This is a genomic window from Pseudomonas sp. IT-347P (assembly GCF_949768005.1).
Taxonomy (GTDB): Bacteria; Pseudomonadota; Gammaproteobacteria; order Pseudomonadales; family Pseudomonadaceae; genus Aquipseudomonas.
This window is the reverse complement of record NZ_CATKPQ010000012.1, coordinates 1-17,518: the sequence shown is the minus strand read 5'-3', so window position 1 is coordinate 17,518 and position 17,518 is coordinate 1. Positions and strand designations below refer to the sequence as shown.

The following is a 17,518-nucleotide window of genomic DNA, read 5'->3' as shown; positions in this document are numbered from 1 at the left end:
TCCGCCCCGCAAAACCCGTCGAATGTACGCCGTCACCGCCGACTTCAAAAACGAGGAACTGCTGGCCGATGCCAGCGAAACCCTCGCTTCGGCCAGAACCATCGCCCATGACTTCGCTCATCTTGTACCCGCGTCGCAACGCAGGACGCTGTTGGGGATCGCGCAGCTGATCATGCTTGGGGAACTGGCGGTGAATCGGGTGATGGATAATCTGGAATTGCCGCAGTAGCGCGTCTCTGTGACAGGCCTTGGGTGAGGCGCTGAAGCGCTGACGCTTTCGTCGGATCGCCGACGGACCGAGGTTGCTCACGAAGGCTGCTTCATCGTCTCGGCATTGCTTCAAGCACGGAAAAAACCGCTGTCACGTTGAATCGGGCAGCGGTTTTTTTACGTTTCGACAGCAAGGCTTTTCTCCTCCATGCCACCAACGACCACTCGTCGGATACCACACAGCACCTGTCAGACCTGACAGGTGTGCAACTCCGTCAATACGGGTTCAATCACTCCATCACCCGATACGGAGTGCACGCCATGTTCGCCATCCAGCCCGCGCTTTCAAGCCCACCTTCTTTCGATGAATTCGACTGCCATCCAATACCCGCTCCCTCTTCGAGAGGTCTTGCCTGATGCCTTCTGACAAACGCTTCCGCTTCCCTCCCATGAGGCAAGGTAATGAACCCCTGGCGCTGCGCCCGCTGCTGATTCCGGGGATGGTCGCACCGGTGCAAGACGGCGATGGCGGTATCAACTTCAAGGGGGCCACTGGTGATCCCGAGGGCTTGCTGTGCGTGATCAATCCTTACCTGGAACCCATGAAGGAGAATGACAAGCTCGAAATCTGGTGGAACCACGAGAAAGTGCTCGAACGCTTTGTAACCGCCGATGAAGCCAATAATAATCGACGAGTGTTCTTCTACTTGCCGGCGCCGGCTGAATCGGGGTGGGCTGAGGATTGCCATTATGTACTGACCCGCGTGGGCGAGACCCAGCCCGAGCCACCGTCGGCGTCGTTGCGGGTATTGATCAAGCTCTACAAGCCCGGGAATCGTGACAAAGAACCGCATTTGCCCGAAGGTCATTCAGAACTGAACATCGCGCAATTGCCGCCCGAGCTGATTGAACAGGGCGTCATAGACGCCGAGTGGGCGAGAGACGGGGTGCCGGTCACAATCCCTCACTACGTGTACTGCACGCGAAACGACAAGATCCGCCTCCGGGTGGGTGACTATTTGCTACCGGCACACCTCATCACTCAAGACCAGGCCGACGACAAGCAACCGATCGAAATCCGACTCGAACAGGAACACATTCTCCGCGCCGGTGACGGTCTCAAACGGGAAATCAAATACGACATCAATGACGAAGTGTGGAACTGGGCCGACCGCCACTCCAAACGCACTCACATCAACATAGACGCTGGCGGCTGGTACCTGGAATCTCCACTCTTCAAGGAAGCGTTCGAGGGCAAAATCACCATCCGGAATTTGAACAAGCAGCCGGTCACCGTGCAGATCCATGTCATCGGCAAGTACTTCGATCTGGGCGACAGCCTGGAAATGACCTTCATCGGCACGCCGCCGGGTAACGTTGAACCCATCGTCTGCAGCGAAACCCGCGAGATCGACAACATTCCCTCGGTGCTGGAAATCAAGGTGCCCTATGACTTGATCAGGACCCTCGCTGAGGGCAGCGCCGACGCCTCTTATATTCTCTACAAAAAGGACGGTGGCGACCCGCTGTCTTCCAAGCGAATCAAGGCGAGTGTGGTGGGCGACGTCAACATGTTGCCCGAGCCGACCATTCGCGAACTGATCGGCGACACCCTCGAACCGGACGAGCATTACGCCACTGTCGATGTACGCTACGGCATGAAAAACGGCGATCTGATCTGCCTGAGATGGTATGGCACCCGGTCCAATGGCGACGAGTATGAGCATGAGGTCCCGCATATCGTCAGCGACAACGAAGCCAAGGAAGGCCTGATCACGTTCTACATCGACGCGGAGCACATCGCCGCGCTCGACAACGGCACACTGGATCTTTCCTACGTCGTCGCCAACGATGCACCGGGGCTTCTCGATGTCAGAGAGTCCGAACGGTTGCTGGCCAAGGTCGAGAAGGCTCGAGCGACGTTGCCCCGACCCGAGGTCGAGGAGGCCGAACCGCCGGGGGATGTGCTTGATCCGTCGAAGGTGTTCGACAGCGTTCATGTGCTGATCGGCGCGGAGGCGAACACTGTCAGCGGTGACGTATTGACGTATTACTGGCGCAGCCCCATCCCCCTCGCCAGTACCGGTGACTGGGTGCCGATCACCACGGTGAGTGAAGGCGAACCTGTGCGGTTCAGGGTCGACAAGAAATACGTCACGTCGAACATCGGCCAATATGTTCATGTGCGCTACGTGCTGTGGCGTGCGGTTTCGCAGCGCTATGAATACTCGGCCACGCTGGTGCTATTGATCGGTGAACTCGTCGGTGATCTTCCCGCCCCCGACGTGATTCAGGCAGTCGACGGAGTGCTGAACCCTATGCATGGGCTCAACGGTGTCGATGTCAGTGTCAGTTATCCGAGCATGAACGCGGATCAGGACATGATCCGTCTAAGGTGGCTCGGCGCACCTGGTGCTGGTACCTCCGATGACCTGGAATTGCCAGGACATGCAAGTGGCACCGTCCAGTTTCCAATGCCTCGCGCGATCGTCGGTGCCAACATTGCCAAAAGAGTGAGCATTGACTACTTGGTCACCCGCTATATGGTCACCACGCCATCAGACATGTCTGACCTGTATGTATCGAATTTTCAAGACCCTGAAAACGAGCTGCCACGACCACGGATTCCGCAAGCAAAGGATGACACCCTGGATCTGATGGAATTTACCGGTGACGTCACTGCGCTGCTCGAAACGTGGCCGTTCATTGATACAAAGCAATGCATCTGGTTTTTCGTCGACGGTACTACCACTGCCGGACAAAGCTATCGCATTCCCATTCTGGACGGTGTGGAAATAAATCCGGCCCAGATCATTGCCGGCCTTGACGAAGTGTTACGCAGAAGCGAACTGATGAAACTGGGGCACTCGACTCCCGCCAGTGTCGGCTGCAAGGTCGCATTCGACGGCACCAGGAACGAGACCAGCGCTATCGAGTTCCCCCGTCGGCAAGTGACTGTCAGAACCCGCTACGACTATGTAACCCCCGTCATTACGCGGGTGGAAGATGTACGGGGCGAGATTGAAGAAGGCGGCAAGACCCGCGCCGACGAAGTCATCATCTCGGGTACTGCGACGAGGGGCGAGACGATTGAGCTGTTCGACGCGGGCTCGACATCGAAGGGAACCGCTCCGGTCAAGGATGACAGCAGGTGGAGGGCCACTATCAGCACGCCCACCGAAAAGCTTTACAGCATTACCGCCAAAGCCTTGTATGACGCTGACCCCGTATCCAGTGATCCGAGAACATTCACAGTCAAATTCACGCAAACGCCGGAAATTCTCTCCCTGACCGACTCTCGAGGATCGGTTGCCCCAGGAGCTACCACCTATGACAACAGTGTTCTGGTCATGGGCAGTGCGACTCCCAACCTGCAAATCGAGCTGCGGGATAGCGATCAGCCGATTATCACCCTGGATGTCGATGATGACGGCAACTGGCAACACCGCATTAACAACCTCAAGGTTGGGGATTACAGTCTGGTCGCCACTGCCAAATACGAGGTCGACCCGCCATCGAGCCCCGCCAGAACTTTCAAAGTCGCACAGGCTGTGACGCCGACGATTTCCAGGGTCAGTGATATCCGCGGCGAAATTGACCCAGGCGGTACGACCTATTACCGCAGCGTCACGCTGACCGGCAAGGCCAGTCCGAACGAGACGATCACACTGCTCGATACCACGACTGTTATCGACAGGGTGGCTGTCCCGGCGAGCGGCGATTGGCAATACACATTCAGTAGCCTTGACCTGAAAGGCTACAGCCTGACCGCGCGCGCGGAATACGGCAGCAATCCGGTGTCAGACCCGCCAAGGGTGTTCAAGGTGGAGACCCATGTCTCGCCGACCATTACGTCTGTCAAGGATTCCGTGGGGGAAGTTGCTCAAAACCAGAACACCTATGACTCCACGGTGAACCTGGTGGGTACCGGCACCCCGCGTGAACAAATCCAGCTCTATGACAAGGGGGGAGTCATTGGCTCGCCGGTCACGGTCGATGCCAACAAGCAATGGAGAGGTGCCGCGAGTAGCCTGACGATTGCCGAGCATAGCCTCACGGCGAAGGCCCTGTATGAAGTGACACCGGTGGAAAGCCCGGCCAGAGTATTCAAAGTCGCGGCGCACATCGCACCAACGCTGACGTCTGTCCATGATGGCGTTAGCGAAGTCGGCAGGGAAACCAAAAGCAGGTCGGTTACCCTGCGCGGCAGGGTCACACCCAACCACGAGGTGCAGATCCATGACAACAACATTCCACTGCACAAAGTACGAGCGGCTGGTGACGCATGGAACACAACGTTGGCAGTCGGTTTGGGGGCGCACTCCGTAAACGTAAAAGCGGTCAGCACCGGGCAGTATTCAAGCTCCCGCAGCTTCAATGTGATCTCTCCAATACCGCCGCTGAACTTCAATACAAACCCCGTCACCTTGAGCGGCAAGATTTATCTCATTCCGGGGAGCGCAGTACTACCTGCCTTCGGCCCAGGCACTTCGGTGCAGCACCAGGCGAGTGGTGGTCAACCGCCCTACACATACAGCACCAGTAATGGCAACGTTGCTGTCGTGGATTCGGCAAGTGGGCTCGTCACTGCACGAGGTAACGGCAGTGCAACGATTTCGGTAAGGGATGCGGCGAGCCAAGCGAGGAGCTATACGGTGTCGGTAACAGGGGTGACGCAATGTTATGGATTAGGCGCAAACTGGTGGGCCAACGTAGGACGCGAGGCACAAAGTCGAGGCCTGAGGCTGCCTTCGATGGCCGAGTTACGGGCAATAAGCGGTGCTTTTGGAAATCGTTGGCCATTGGGTAATTCATTCTACTGGTCTAATGAGTCGAAACTTTATTGGCCCAACCCCAACCCGTTCTATTACTGTAGAAATCTGGTTACAGGGGAAGAAAAAACGATCATGAACATGAATGTAGTGCCAGGAGTGGGCATCACCCCTTGATTAATGGCTGACGAGCCCGAGCTTCGATAAGCAAAACCTGCCAAACGAAAAAACCGCCGTCCCGATTCACCGGAGCAGCAGTCTTTTCTATCTCTGAGGGCAGGAAAAGTGTCTCGCTGATGTCGAGACACTTTCTCTGTACCAAACAGTAGTTAAAAGCTGTACCGTAATCCGAGATTCACACCGTAAGGCTGTTCGATATGCTCGCCTTTCGAGTAATCAAAATCGGCATGCACCTGCCACTGCGCCGACATGGCCACCGCCACCCCCGCACCAAACTCCGCTCGAGAACCCGACAAGTCGTTGTTGAACACATTGTTGTTGACCTTCACTTCGTTGTTCGAAGCAAATTCATGAGCAATGGCCGCGCGAACGTATGGCTGGGCGACGGCGCCATTAGCGAAACCGAAGTTGCGCCCGAGCGTGGCACCGGCTTTGCCGAGCAGTGAACGCATGCGATCGCCGTCGGCTTCCATATCGTTATTGAGCGTGTAGCGTTTGCCCTGGATCTGCACCGCCGACAGTTGGGTGAACGGCTCGATGAAGTAGCCGTCAGCCAGTTTGATGTGACGACCGAATTCTGCCGAACCGCCCATCCCCCAATTGTCGTAATCGCCTTTGGCACGGCTGCCGTCGCTCAGGTTGACCTTGGACTCGTTGCGAAAACGGTTGAACTTGAGCACGCCGTCAAAGTAGTAACCGGTGTCGCTGTCGAGCCAGGTCACGTAGGGGCCGACGTAGTAACTTTTAACCGTGCCCGAGGTGCCACGGTTCAAGTCCAGATCCGACTCGCTGGTGCCCGCCAGTACACCCACCAGCACCTCACTTTCACCCAGTCGGGCGTCAGCGCCAAGGGACAGGCCCTGCTGCGTCTGCTGGTAGCCCACGCCCGAACCGTCGGCCACGTTGTATTTGTTGCCGTACGTGCGGATCCAGCCACCGGACTGCCCGCCGTTGAAACGCAGCTCTCCCATGCGGCTGCGCAACGACGACAACTCGCCGTACCACACGGTGGGCGCAGTATTGAACAAGGCCAGCACAGAGCGCGCGCCGGGGCTGATGACTTCGGTGGTCGGGTCGAGAAACCACTCCTTCGCCCCCCCCTCGACTTCCCGACTGGCGAGGCTGTAGGACCAGGTGCCGAGATCAACCCGCTGATCGCCGGCCAGCGCAAAATTCGCTCCGTCATTGGTTTCGGTACGCACCAGCGTCAATTGCTCAGGCGATACGGCGTCCAGCCCGGAAGCCCTTACCGCGAGGTCGAACTGGCCCTCCGACTGACCCAGAACATGGAGGAAGTCCCTGAGGCCGCTGGCGAAATCACCTTTCATGACAAAGGTGCCGGTACCTGCAAGTGAGCCGATAGACAGTTGATAGTAAGTAGTAGTGGGTGCATCCGGCGCGCCAAATGTCACACGGCCGCCCTCCAGGCGCATCGCACCAACCGAATCGTTGCCGGTCATTGTCCAGGTGGAATTGCTGTTGATGTTGACGCTGTCGACATTGTGGAGGCGCCCCGTCAATTGCGACTGGTTTTCCAGCGTGACCTTGGCGGTAGAGCTGCCATCGACCAGCACATCACCGGTCATGGTGCCTTGGTCGAAAATGAAATCCGCAGTGCTGGAATCTGCCACAGAAAAATTGCCGACCAACACGTTGTTGGCGACCTTTACATCAGCGGTTGAAGCCCCCTTGACGAGGATTAATTGATCAGCGTTCCCCTGCAAAGTGGAATCGTTCAGCACCTCGATGCTGACGCTGGCACCACGATCCACCTCGATCGCCGGCCCGTTGCGCCCCTCTACAATGGCACCGTCCAGAAGCAGCGTATTGCTGCTACCTGAAACGCTCGAGTCGTTGACCATCCGTACCCCCGCCCGGTCGCCACTGATACGAGTACCCTGCGTAGCGTGCACCTCTCCGCCCATCATATTCAGGCCGACACTGTCTGCGGCCTGCCCCGTTACTTCACTGCCGATCAGTGTCAGGTGGCTCAATGAGGTTATCTGTATCCCGGCTTCGCCCCCCCTGATTTGACTGTCAGTCACGGTGACAGTCGAACCCTGCGTCGAAGAGAAAGACCGATTGACCATCATTCCTATCCAGTCGCTGGTAACGTTGGCTTGCACAAGAGTGCCTCGACTGTCCGAGATGGAAATCCCCTCAATGCCACTTTCGGCTTCCACCGTGGCGCCGTTGATGTTCAATGTTGATCCGGAAGTTACGTTGAGGTTTTGAGTACTGGCCTGGGTCAGATTCAATACTCCGTTATTACGCACCAGATAATCAGTGGCCGGCACTGTCGAATCTACATCCAGCGTGCTGTTATCGACGATGACCGCCAACGCGGGAGAACCCAACATAAAAAATGCCGGTATCGCTACCAGCATTCGAATGCTTCCGGTGGAAGCGGCTCTGCAGAATGAAAAGATTTCGGGATTCATGTTTGACTATCCTTCGTTTAATTAACTCCGGCAAATTTGTTTACCCGCCAGACAATTCAGCGTCATACCATACCGATTGCCACAACCCAACCAACGTAGGATTCTTCTTATTTTTGCAGGGTAAAACTCCGAAAAACAATTCGTAACTATTTTTCACTAGCCAATTGTCACACCTTTTAAAAGGAAGGCACATACAGTACCTCCCCTGGCAACTTCAGCACGGTATCAAAGCAGAGGGCATGTGCCACCGGTACCCGGATCAACCATATAAACCCTTACCACATGCTCTTCGGACGGTGTGTCACGCTCATCAATAACAGCCGAATAGCTTATCCCTCCCCACGCATTTTCCGTGTTCAGGATAGCCGGATCATAGGGAATCCTTACAACGAACCCCGCAGTTGCTTCCTGAGCACTCGGCGTGTGTTTAACTTCTTGCCTGGTATCAGGTTTAATTGTGCTTCCGTTGTCGATGTAACCTTGATAAACAAACGTCAATTCCTGATCTGCCAATTGGGGTTCCCCCCCCGAGACCAACACTTCGACTATTACGCCGGAAACATTATCCCTTTTTAAAGACTGGCAATTCAGAATACCTAAGTCCTCATCAAGGTTTATGAATTTCACCTCCGGAACGACACCTGGACGAATAAGTACATCAACCTCCGTCGCGAGCGAAATATCCATGTTGTCGTTTATATCGTGGCTGATTTCATAATGGGTCTTGAGTAGTTTACCGTTGCCTGCGGTCTCGATAACGCTCCATAAAACACTAAACTGCAGGTTCCCAGGAGGCGTAGCACCGATTCTTACAACCCCGCCGTCTGCCTCGCTTACCGGATCACCTTTCCAGTAGAGTTGTACCACGTCATTCTCCTTAGCCCCGGTATAGAGCGCAGCCGTTATAATTACCGGACCCGTGCTGTCCAAGTGCGTCAGTTGATTGGGCATACCTCCATTATCTCCTTGCACTGAGAGTTCCGGCAAATTGGGGTTAGGATTACCTGGTTCGTCAGGATCAATCGGATCACCTGGCTTGCGTAGATCCACATTGATATTTGGCAGCTCGATTGGAGTAAGAGGATGGGCAACACCCTTGCGTATTATCTGATAACCGGCTGTCACAGGTTTGGCGCCCGCATTGCCGTTGAAGACATCGCGGAAGGGGACATCGACATAAAAAGGAAAACCGGGGATCGTGACAGCCGGCTGTAACAGTCCATCCCAAGTAACTTGCAACTGATCACCTTGAATGAAATTGGTATATGGATCTTCAATTCCGACGCCAACCGGCTGCTGAGCATCCGCCAGATCAATCAGATTGTCGTTATACAGGGGAATATGCGGCGGCTTCAAATCTGCAGGAGGATCTGTCAGCGTGACGGGCAATCGTTTATACGGTGAATGAACGCTTTTATTACCCTTGCGATCCGTCACCTGCCAATAAATAGCTCTTATACCCTCTTCATCATCCACCATTGCGGCAGTCAGTCGAAATTCCAAGGGGATGGTCAGATCCGTACGAACAACTGTTCCAATCAACGTCGCCAAAGGTGTGGAAGTACCAATATAACATTCAACCACGTCATTCAGCATGTGCAGGTTATATTCCTCAACCTTTATCAGCACAAAACCGTTATCGTCCAGATATTTTTTAGTGATACCGTCACGTTCTACTTCAAATGGCACAGTTACTTCCGTTACCGGCAGCGGCGGGCTTCTGTCAACATTAATCTCCACCGGGGTTACGTTACCGATGTTGCCACCTTGATTGAGGTAGTAGCTCAATTCATGGGATCCCTCTTTGTCGGTCAGGTTGGCCGGCAGCTCCATTTCGATCAAAAGAATGGTATCGGGAATAGGCGTCATGTAGGTAAAACGCGTGTCCGTCAGTCTCTTGCCATTCCACATCAAATCAATAAACCCCGGCACTGGAGGTGTATCACCTGCTCGTGGTGGCCGCGGAACATTTATTTTCAATGGCAAGCCTTGTAGTGAAAGCGGAACCTGATTCTTCCCATCACCCGCTTGATCAGGCAGCAACGGATTATCAGGGTGTATTTCAGGCGGTAGTGCATCCATCTTCGGGGCGGCCAAGCGGATTTTCCTGTAATCCCGTCGACTTTGCTGCGCGGGGGTGAGTTTTTTATAAACTGTCATTTTATCGCTCCTGGAGAAGACGCCCACGCATGCGCAACCACACAGGCATACGTTTGGCACTGGTTAAACTTCTTGCAACTAAAAGGCACTACTCAATTCACACATGAGAAACGTGAAACTCAAGAACTGCTTATTTCAATAATCCTGGCAACTTCGCCAATGAGTTCTCTGCAAATTTTTGACCCCATCCGGAATGCTCGCAGGGCGAATCGCAGTGATCCTCGCCCTCCCTATCGGAACAGACAATACCGCTGGGCAGGGTTCTATTGATGATGACGAACTCTTCTATTGAACTACCCACTCCACCCGTGGCTTTCTTAAGTGTGTAATGACACAGTGCAGAGCCATTATTCACCATAGGCGCAATCAGTCGCTCGAAGTCCGCGACGTGCACTTCAAAACCTTCACGGGCTTGCGCTTCACTCAATATCGTGGGGAACTTTTCTGTTACTCCGGGAATAGGGTCAGAGCCATTCAGTCCTTTACATCCTTGCCAATACAGAGTCACTTCATCATCTTTGTCGAAGGCGGCATTCCCCTCGACTTTGACCCAGACCCCCTTCCAGAGGCGCGGACATGCACAACAGTTAAGAACACCGTTAATGTTCGCATGCGTAAAGGATGGCTCCTTCAGGTTTTCGATCACCACAATCGATACATTGACTGGCGTTGTCAGGGACTGTTGCAGATTGACGTTGTTGCTTGTCGTGTAATGGACCGGCAATGCAGAGTTCTCCCGATCCTGGTCAATGATCGACCAAGGAATGATGAACGGCACAGGCTTACCGGCTACATCACCGTTCTGGACGATGTATTGCGCTGCAGGTGTGGTGATCGCGCCCCAGAACAGGCTGATGGTCTGCCCGGGGAGTGGCGCATCAAACAGCGCCAGAAGCCCATCGGCAGGCTCGCCAAAATCATCCGGCGTCAGCGTGTTGAGGATTTTCGAATTGGCGCCGTAAATTTCTACTTTTGCCAGAGTAGGGTTGAGTAATGCCGGGGCATTGGCATGGTCCTGTCCTGCGACGGTCAAATCCACCGGGACCCGGGTTTCCAGAGAGGGGGGCGTGGTGCCTGAAGGGCGCCGCACTTTATAGGTCACCGACGCCGTCAAGGGCCCCAGTCCCATAGCTGTCAGGGCTGACCAAGGCACTGACACGACCACGGGAAAGTTCGAAGGATCAACCGGCACCGGCGCTAGCGGTATGCCATTCCAGTCGAGCAGAATTTCGTTGTCACTGCCGGGGTTGTCATAACGATCGATTTCTACCGTTACGGCTCTCTGAGCCACCGCACCTTCGCGGGCATGCTGGCGGTCAATCAACCCTCGGTTCGACAACGGTACGCGAGGCGGTTTGAGATTCCCGGGCGCAGGGAGCAGATCGACAAACACCTCCAACAGTTCTGATCTGGGACCTTTATTACCCGCCCAGTCTCTTAGACGGTAATAGATATAACGGCGCCCCTCACCCCGTTCACGAATTTCCTGTTCGCGCATGGTGATAAACAGTTCATCACGGTCAATGTCTGCCTGACTGAATTCCTGTTCGCCAATCTCGGTTTCCGAGTCGGAAGGTATATCCGTATCGGTCCAAAAATAAATCGCTCTGTCCCGGGCTCTTATTCCCACATAACTGCGAACTTTAAAACGAACCTGTCCATGCTCCTTCAAGTAGTCATCGGTAATACTGCCGACGACATCCAGCATTTCCAGAACGACAGGTTCCTGACCATCATCCGGGGCAATCCTGTCCACGGTAATACGCTTTTTACCGGACTCAGCCTGGTTGCCCCCCTGGATCAAGATGTAAGACAGGTCATAGATGCCATTGTCCAGATAGTCTCTGGGAACTGAAACGATCTTGTCCCCTGGTTTGATGGGTATAAGGAATTCAAATTCATCGACTTCGCGAAATTCTTCTCCAAACGGGCGGAATCCCACTTTGATGATATCGCGCCTTAAATCAGGATCGGTCGTGAAGTTCCACGCTGGAACGATCAACTGCAGATCACGGTTCAATTCTGTACGCGGCAACAGTCCGTCGGGGCTTTCTTCACCGTGTTCGTCTTTGAGAACGACCGGCACTCGCGGGGCCGGCAAAGCGGTGACTTCCGGTGACTCCGGATTTTCACTGTGCGGACTTTGAGTGGGTACCGGGGGCTGCATGTAAGACACTCCGCGACAATTGATCAAACGTTGGTGCGCGGGTATCAACAAGTTGATACCGCCGCTGCATGGGTTCGATTTAATGCGCAATGCAGGGGGCTGCCTACTGTCAGAAATTACAGGTATTGCTACCGCTCGTCGGAATCAGCGCTCGTACGCGAGACGCTTGAACATATGCGTTTACCAAAAACGTGCGGATAACGAATCGAGCTGAACGACCTGGCGTCATCGCTTGCAGCTACGCCAGAACCCGCCGGCTTGTGCGCCCGGGGGGCGCGCTGACAAGTACTCAGGCATTGCCTGAAATCATGTCGCGGACTGTGCGTGGACACCTTCGGGGGTTCTGGAGTCCTTGATATTCGGTCGATCAACCCGCGTACAGCTGCCATTCACGCGCAAACCGTGGGAACGATCACGTCACGCAGAAAAAACCCGCCGCCCCGATGATCGGGACGGCGGGTTTTGTCGTTTCAGCCTTCGTTTACACCGTGTCCACCTTCAACGAATGATCATTGAGCATGCCGGTGATGATCGTCGCCGTGTCATGCCCGCCAGCTACCACCCCGCCCGCGCCCGGTGTCACACCGTAGTGGCTGGCGAGGTTGACGCCGGCAAGGTCGATGGTCTGGTTCGGCGTGGCACCGGCCATGGCGCTGACGTCGATGCTGGTGAGGACCGAGGCGCCGCTGCCGGTGACGGTGAAGTGCAGGTAGTCATCCAGCGAAGCGGTTGTGCCGTTTTCGCCCTGCAGCAGTTGCGACAGGTCGAGCTTGTCGGTGCCGGGGGTGAAGTCGGTGATCAGGTCATGGCCGCTGTTGCCTTTGAGCCACTGGAAGGTGTCGGCCCCCGCCCCGCCGGTCAGGGTGTTGTTGCCCATGCCGCCAATCAGCAAGTCATCGCCAGCGCCGCCATTGAGGAAATCGCTGCCGAGACCACCGCTAATCACATTGTTATTGCCGTCGCCGGTCAGGGTGTCGTTGAAGTTCGAGCCGACGAGGTTTTCGATGGCGGTTAACGTATCCGTTCCGGCGCCAAGAGTGTTTTGTGCACCGGGCAGACCTAGGTTGACCGTTACACCAGCCGTCGCATGGGCGTAGCTGGCCGTGTCGTTGCCAGTGCCGCCATCGAGCAAATCGTTGCCCGGACCGCTGTAGAGCAAGTCATTACCGGCGCCGCCGTGCAGTTCGTTGTTGCCTGAGCCTGCGCTGAGCACATCGTTGCCGTCGCCGGCGTTGATAATGTTGTCGCCGCTGCCGGCCACCAGCACGTCATCCCCGGCGGTGCCAGTGAGGGTGTGGCCGTCCTGATAGCTGATGCTCACGTTGGCCGTGTCGCTGCCGCCGTGGTTGTCGTTGGCGGTATAGGTGCCGTGGAAGTCCGGGGTGATGTCGTGGGCCCCGGCGTAATTGACCGTCATGGTCAGTTGGTAGTTTTCCGCCGCGTTGGGGTTACCGCCGCCGTTGGGGTTGGTGATGTTGGTGACGTGGATCTGATAGGTGCCATCGGCGCTGGCAGTGATGGTGCCGCCGTCGGCAATCGCGACGAACGCGCCACCGTTGAGCGAGTACTCCAGAGTCACGTGCCCGGCCGCCAGGTTGTGATCCAGGTTCAGCGTTTCCCCCTGTTTCAGTTTGACGGTGATCAGGTCTTCGTCGTTGGCATTGGCGTTGGTAACCGCACCGAGGTAGCCGCTGATCACCAGCACGGCGGTCATCGCCGCGGTGTTGGCTGCAAATGCGCTGCGCACATCAGCCAGGCTCTGATTGGCAGCGGTGTTGTTGGTGCCGTTGAACGTGATTGCACCGCTGCCGGTGAAATCTGCGCCTTTCGCCACCCAACCGGTGTTGAAACTGGTCGGCGTGGCGCTGAGGGTATCGCCGTTCGGATCGGTGTCATTGGCCAGCAACAGTTCGCCCGGCACCACGATGTTGCCAGACAGCACATTGGTGATGACGTGATCGTCCATGGCCACGGGCGGCGCGTTGGGGATCACTTTCACGGTCAGCGTCGAACTGGCGAGGTCGCCATCGTTGTCGCTGACGGTGAAGCCGATGTTCTCGGTAATCACCACCGCCGTGGTTTTCTGCGAGGTGTAGCTGTAGTCGCCGGTGTCGAGGTTGATCACCAGCGTGCCGCTGTTGTTGGTAGCGATGCTCACCGTGTTGTTCACGGTATTGAAGGTGCCGTGGTTGGCGCCACCGGTGGCGGTCAACGAGCCTTGGCCGCTGAGGGCTTTTGGATCGTAGGTGTAAGTGGTGCCGTCAATGACGATGGATTTGATGAAGCCGCCATCGGCACCGAATGTACCGCCCTCGCCCAGCAGCGAACCGGTGACCGGTGCGCCTTGCACGGTGCCGGACAGCACCGAGTTGAGTTGATTGAGGTCGGTGACCACCACCGCGTTGGTGTTGGTGTGGCTGATGCCGTCATAGGCCAGCGGGTCGAGGTTGGCGTTGCTCACGCCGCTGCCGAGACCGATCGCGTAGTTTTTGATGTTGTTGGCATCGAGGAAGTTTTTCAGCGCGGCTTCGTCAGCGGCGTTGATGTCGCCTTCGTTGGGTTTGCCGTCGGAGAAGAAGTAACCGACATTCTGCGCCCCGGTGAGTTTGCCCGAGGTGTTGAACGCTGTTTGCATCACCGCCACCGCGGCGTCGTAGTTGGTGCCGCCACCCGCCGTCAGTCCAGCGAGAAGGGTCTTCGCCGTCGCGACATCGACCCACACTGAAGTTCTGTCAGTGGCGTTGCTGCTGAAGGTGACGAGCTGGACTTTGACATCGCCGAGGTCGTCGTATTTGTCGAGCAAGGCACTGATGGCCTGCTTGGCCAGCTCCAGCCGCGACAGGCCCGGAACGCCGGAGGCGTCGGCCATACTGCCGGAGATGTCGAGCACGATCAGCAGATTGGAATCGATCTCCACCGCCGCCACCGAACGATCCGAGGCAACGGCTTTCGGCACGTCGTCGACGATGTTGACCACGAGTGTGCTGGTGGTGCTGTTGCCCAGCGCGTCGGTGGCTTTGTAGGTAAAACTTTCGCTCAGGGTGTTCGCGCCGTCGTTGGCGCTCGGCGCGGTTTTCGGTGCCGAGGTCAGCGTGTAGGTATAAGTGCCATCGGCATTGAGCTGAATCTGCCCGTAGCTGCCGGTAGCGCTGCCGACCAGGGTGTAGGTGATCGCGCCCGTGCCGCCAGTGACTGCGCCGACCAGCGTGCCGGAAGCGGTCTCGCCGGTGTTGCCCGGGTCGCTGCCGGTGACCGTACCGGGAGCCAGATCCGCGCCGTCCTTGCTCAGGTCGATGGCTTTTTCATACACCGTCACGTCCTGATCGACCGAGGCCACCAGTTTGCTGTCGGCAACGTTGATGGTGATGGTCGTGGTGCTTTCATCGCCGTCGCTGTCGCGGACGGTATAGGTAAAAGTGTCGGTGGCGCCTGGTGGGCTCACCGAGTTCGGGTTGCTGTGATAGACGGCGTTGCCGGCGGCATCGAGGGTCAGGTAACCGAAGTTGCCATTGATGTTGCTGTTGAGACCGCCAATGGCCGAGGTGTCGGTATTGCTGCCGGCGCGTACGCCGATCACCGTGGCCGCGCCATCGGCACCGCTGATGTCATTGCCCAGCACGCTGACGTTGACCGTACCGCCCTCCGCCACCGAGCCGGTGTCAGGTTTGGCGGTCGGCAGATCGTCGATGATGTTGACGTTGATCTGGCCGTTGGCGGTGCTGCCATCGGTATCCGTCGCCACCACGTTGAAGTTCTCGGTGAGGCTGTTGGCGCCGTTGGCAGTCGGATGGGCTTCGTTGTCGACCAGGGTATAGCTGTAACTGACGACACCGGTGGCCGGGTTGTAACCGGTGACGGTGAAGGTGCTGCCCAGCGGCGAAACCACCGATTGCGGGAAGCCGGCGGCGACGCCGTTGGTGACCACGGCAATGCCGCCGACGGTCAGGGTTTGCAGGCCATCGAGGGCGGTGACAGTGAAGGTGCCGCTCTGGGTCAGCGCCGGGGTAACGGGGCTGGTGCCGTCGCTGAGGTTTTTCTCGTAGACGGTGAGTTCGCCGCCATTGACGTCGAGGCCGTTGAGCACCACCGGATCGTCGTTGTTGTGGACGTTCAGCACCAGGTTGGCGGTGCTGGTGTCGCCGTCGGCATCGGTCAGGGTGTAGGTGAACGTCTCGGTGCCGTTGCCGCCGCCGTGCAGGTTTTTGAAGTCGGCATCGTTGGGGTTCAGCGTGTAGGTGTACGTGCCGTTGGCGTTGAGTACCAAAGTCCCGTAAGTCCCGACGATCGTGGCGGGCGTGATCGGCCCGGCATTCGGTCCGGTCGCCACTACATCAGCGCCTTGCACATCGTTGGTCAGCACATTGCCGGTCAGGATCAATTGCGTTTCCGAGGCGCTGTAGGCGTTGCTGTCGTTCACGGCTTTTGGCACGTCATCGACGATGCTGACAACAATGGTATTGGTGACGATGTTTCCCAGCGAATCGGTAGCCTGATAGGTAAAGGTTTCGGTCAGGGTATTAGCGCCGTCGTCGGCGTGCGGCGTGGTAGAGGCCGGCGAGGTCAGTGTGTAGGTGTACGTGCCGTTGGGGTTGAGGACGATCTGCCCGTAGTTGCCGGTGGCGCTGCCGACCAAGGCATAGCTGATCGCGCCGACCGCCCCGGTGACCGAACCGACGAGGGTACCGGACGCGGTTTCGCCAGTGCTGGTCGGGTCGCTGCCAGTGACCGTACCGGCGGCCAGGTCCGCGCCGTCCTTGCTCAGGTCGAGGGCTTTTTCATACACGCTGACGTCGGTGTCGCTGACGGCCTTGAGGCAACTGTTGTAGACGTCGATGGTGATGGTGGTGGTGCTTTCATCACCGTCGGCATCGCGCACGGTGTAAGTGAACACGTCCACCGCGCCCGGGCCGCTCACGGTGTTGGGATTGCTGTGATAGACCGCGTTGCCGTTGGCGTCCAGGGTCAGGTAACCGTAGGTGCCGTTGATGTTGCTATTGAGGCCGCCGATGGCCGAAGTCGACGTGTCGGCGCCGGCACGTACGCCGACCACCGCACCGGTCACGGCCGGGCCGTCGGCGCCGCCGATGTCGTTGTTCAGGACATTGCCGCTGACGGTGCCGCCCTCCGCCACCGACGCGGCGTCAGGATGGGCGCTGGGCAAATCATCGACGATGTTGACGTTGATCTGGCCGCTGGCGGTGCTGCCATCGGTGTCCGTGGCGACGACGTTGAAGTTCTCGGTGATGCTGTTGGCACCATTGGCGTTCGGATGGGTTTCGTTATCGACCAAGGTGTAGCTGTAACTGACGACGCCAGTGGCCGGGTTGTAACCGGTGATGGTCAACGTGCTGCCCAGCGGCGTGACGATCGACTGCGGGAAGCCCGCAGCCACACCGCCACTGACCACGCTGATGCCGCCTACGGTCAGGGTTTGCAGACCATCGAGGGCGCTGACGGTGAAGGTGCCGCTTTGGGTCAGCGCCGGGGTGTCGGGGCTGGTGCCGTCGCTGAGGTTTTTCTCGTAGACCGTCAGCTCGCCGCCGTTGACGTCGAGGCCGTTGATGGTCACCGGATCGTCGTTGTTGTGG

At 57.0% G+C, this 17,518-nt stretch carries 6 protein-coding genes; 2 read left to right on the top strand and 4 right to left on the bottom strand.

Annotation, left to right across the window (positions count from 1 at the left end; all coding sequences use genetic code 11):
• Both ACM6IV_RS08720 and ACM6IV_RS08715 read left to right on the top strand, forming a co-directional pair.
• Positions 1-229, top strand: a 229-nt coding sequence (locus ACM6IV_RS08720; protein WP_414868793.1) for a DUF6124 family protein, incomplete at its 5' end; no start/stop codon positions are given.
• Between the two features lie 397 nt (positions 230-626).
• Positions 627-5,159 carry a hypothetical protein gene (locus ACM6IV_RS08715; protein ID WP_414869621.1) on the top strand — a complete coding sequence of 1,511 codons (4,533 nt, stop codon included), beginning with the start codon at positions 627-629 and terminating at the stop codon, positions 5,157-5,159.
• Positions 5,160-5,311: 152 nt separating this feature from the next.
• Here ACM6IV_RS08715 and ACM6IV_RS08710 read toward each other — a convergent pair whose 3' ends face one another.
• The 4 genes from ACM6IV_RS08710 to ACM6IV_RS08695 all read right to left on the bottom strand — a co-directional run.
• Positions 5,312-7,603: an autotransporter outer membrane beta-barrel domain-containing protein gene (locus ACM6IV_RS08710; RefSeq protein WP_414869620.1), complete on the bottom strand. Its 2,292-nt coding sequence runs from the start codon at positions 7,601-7,603 to the stop codon at positions 5,312-5,314.
• A gap of 225 nt (positions 7,604-7,828) precedes the next feature.
• Positions 7,829-9,763: a hypothetical protein gene (locus tag ACM6IV_RS08705; protein ID WP_414869619.1), complete on the bottom strand. Its 1,935-nt coding sequence runs from the start codon at positions 9,761-9,763 to the stop codon at positions 7,829-7,831.
• A 130-nt stretch (positions 9,764-9,893) separates the two neighbouring features.
• Entirely contained in the window at positions 9,894-11,930 is a 2,037-nt protein-coding gene (locus tag ACM6IV_RS08700) for a hypothetical protein (protein ID WP_414869618.1), read from the bottom strand.
• Between the two features lie 481 nt (positions 11,931-12,411).
• On the bottom strand, positions 12,412-17,518 hold a 5,107-nt coding region (locus ACM6IV_RS08695), incomplete at its 5' end, for a beta strand repeat-containing protein (RefSeq protein ID WP_414869617.1).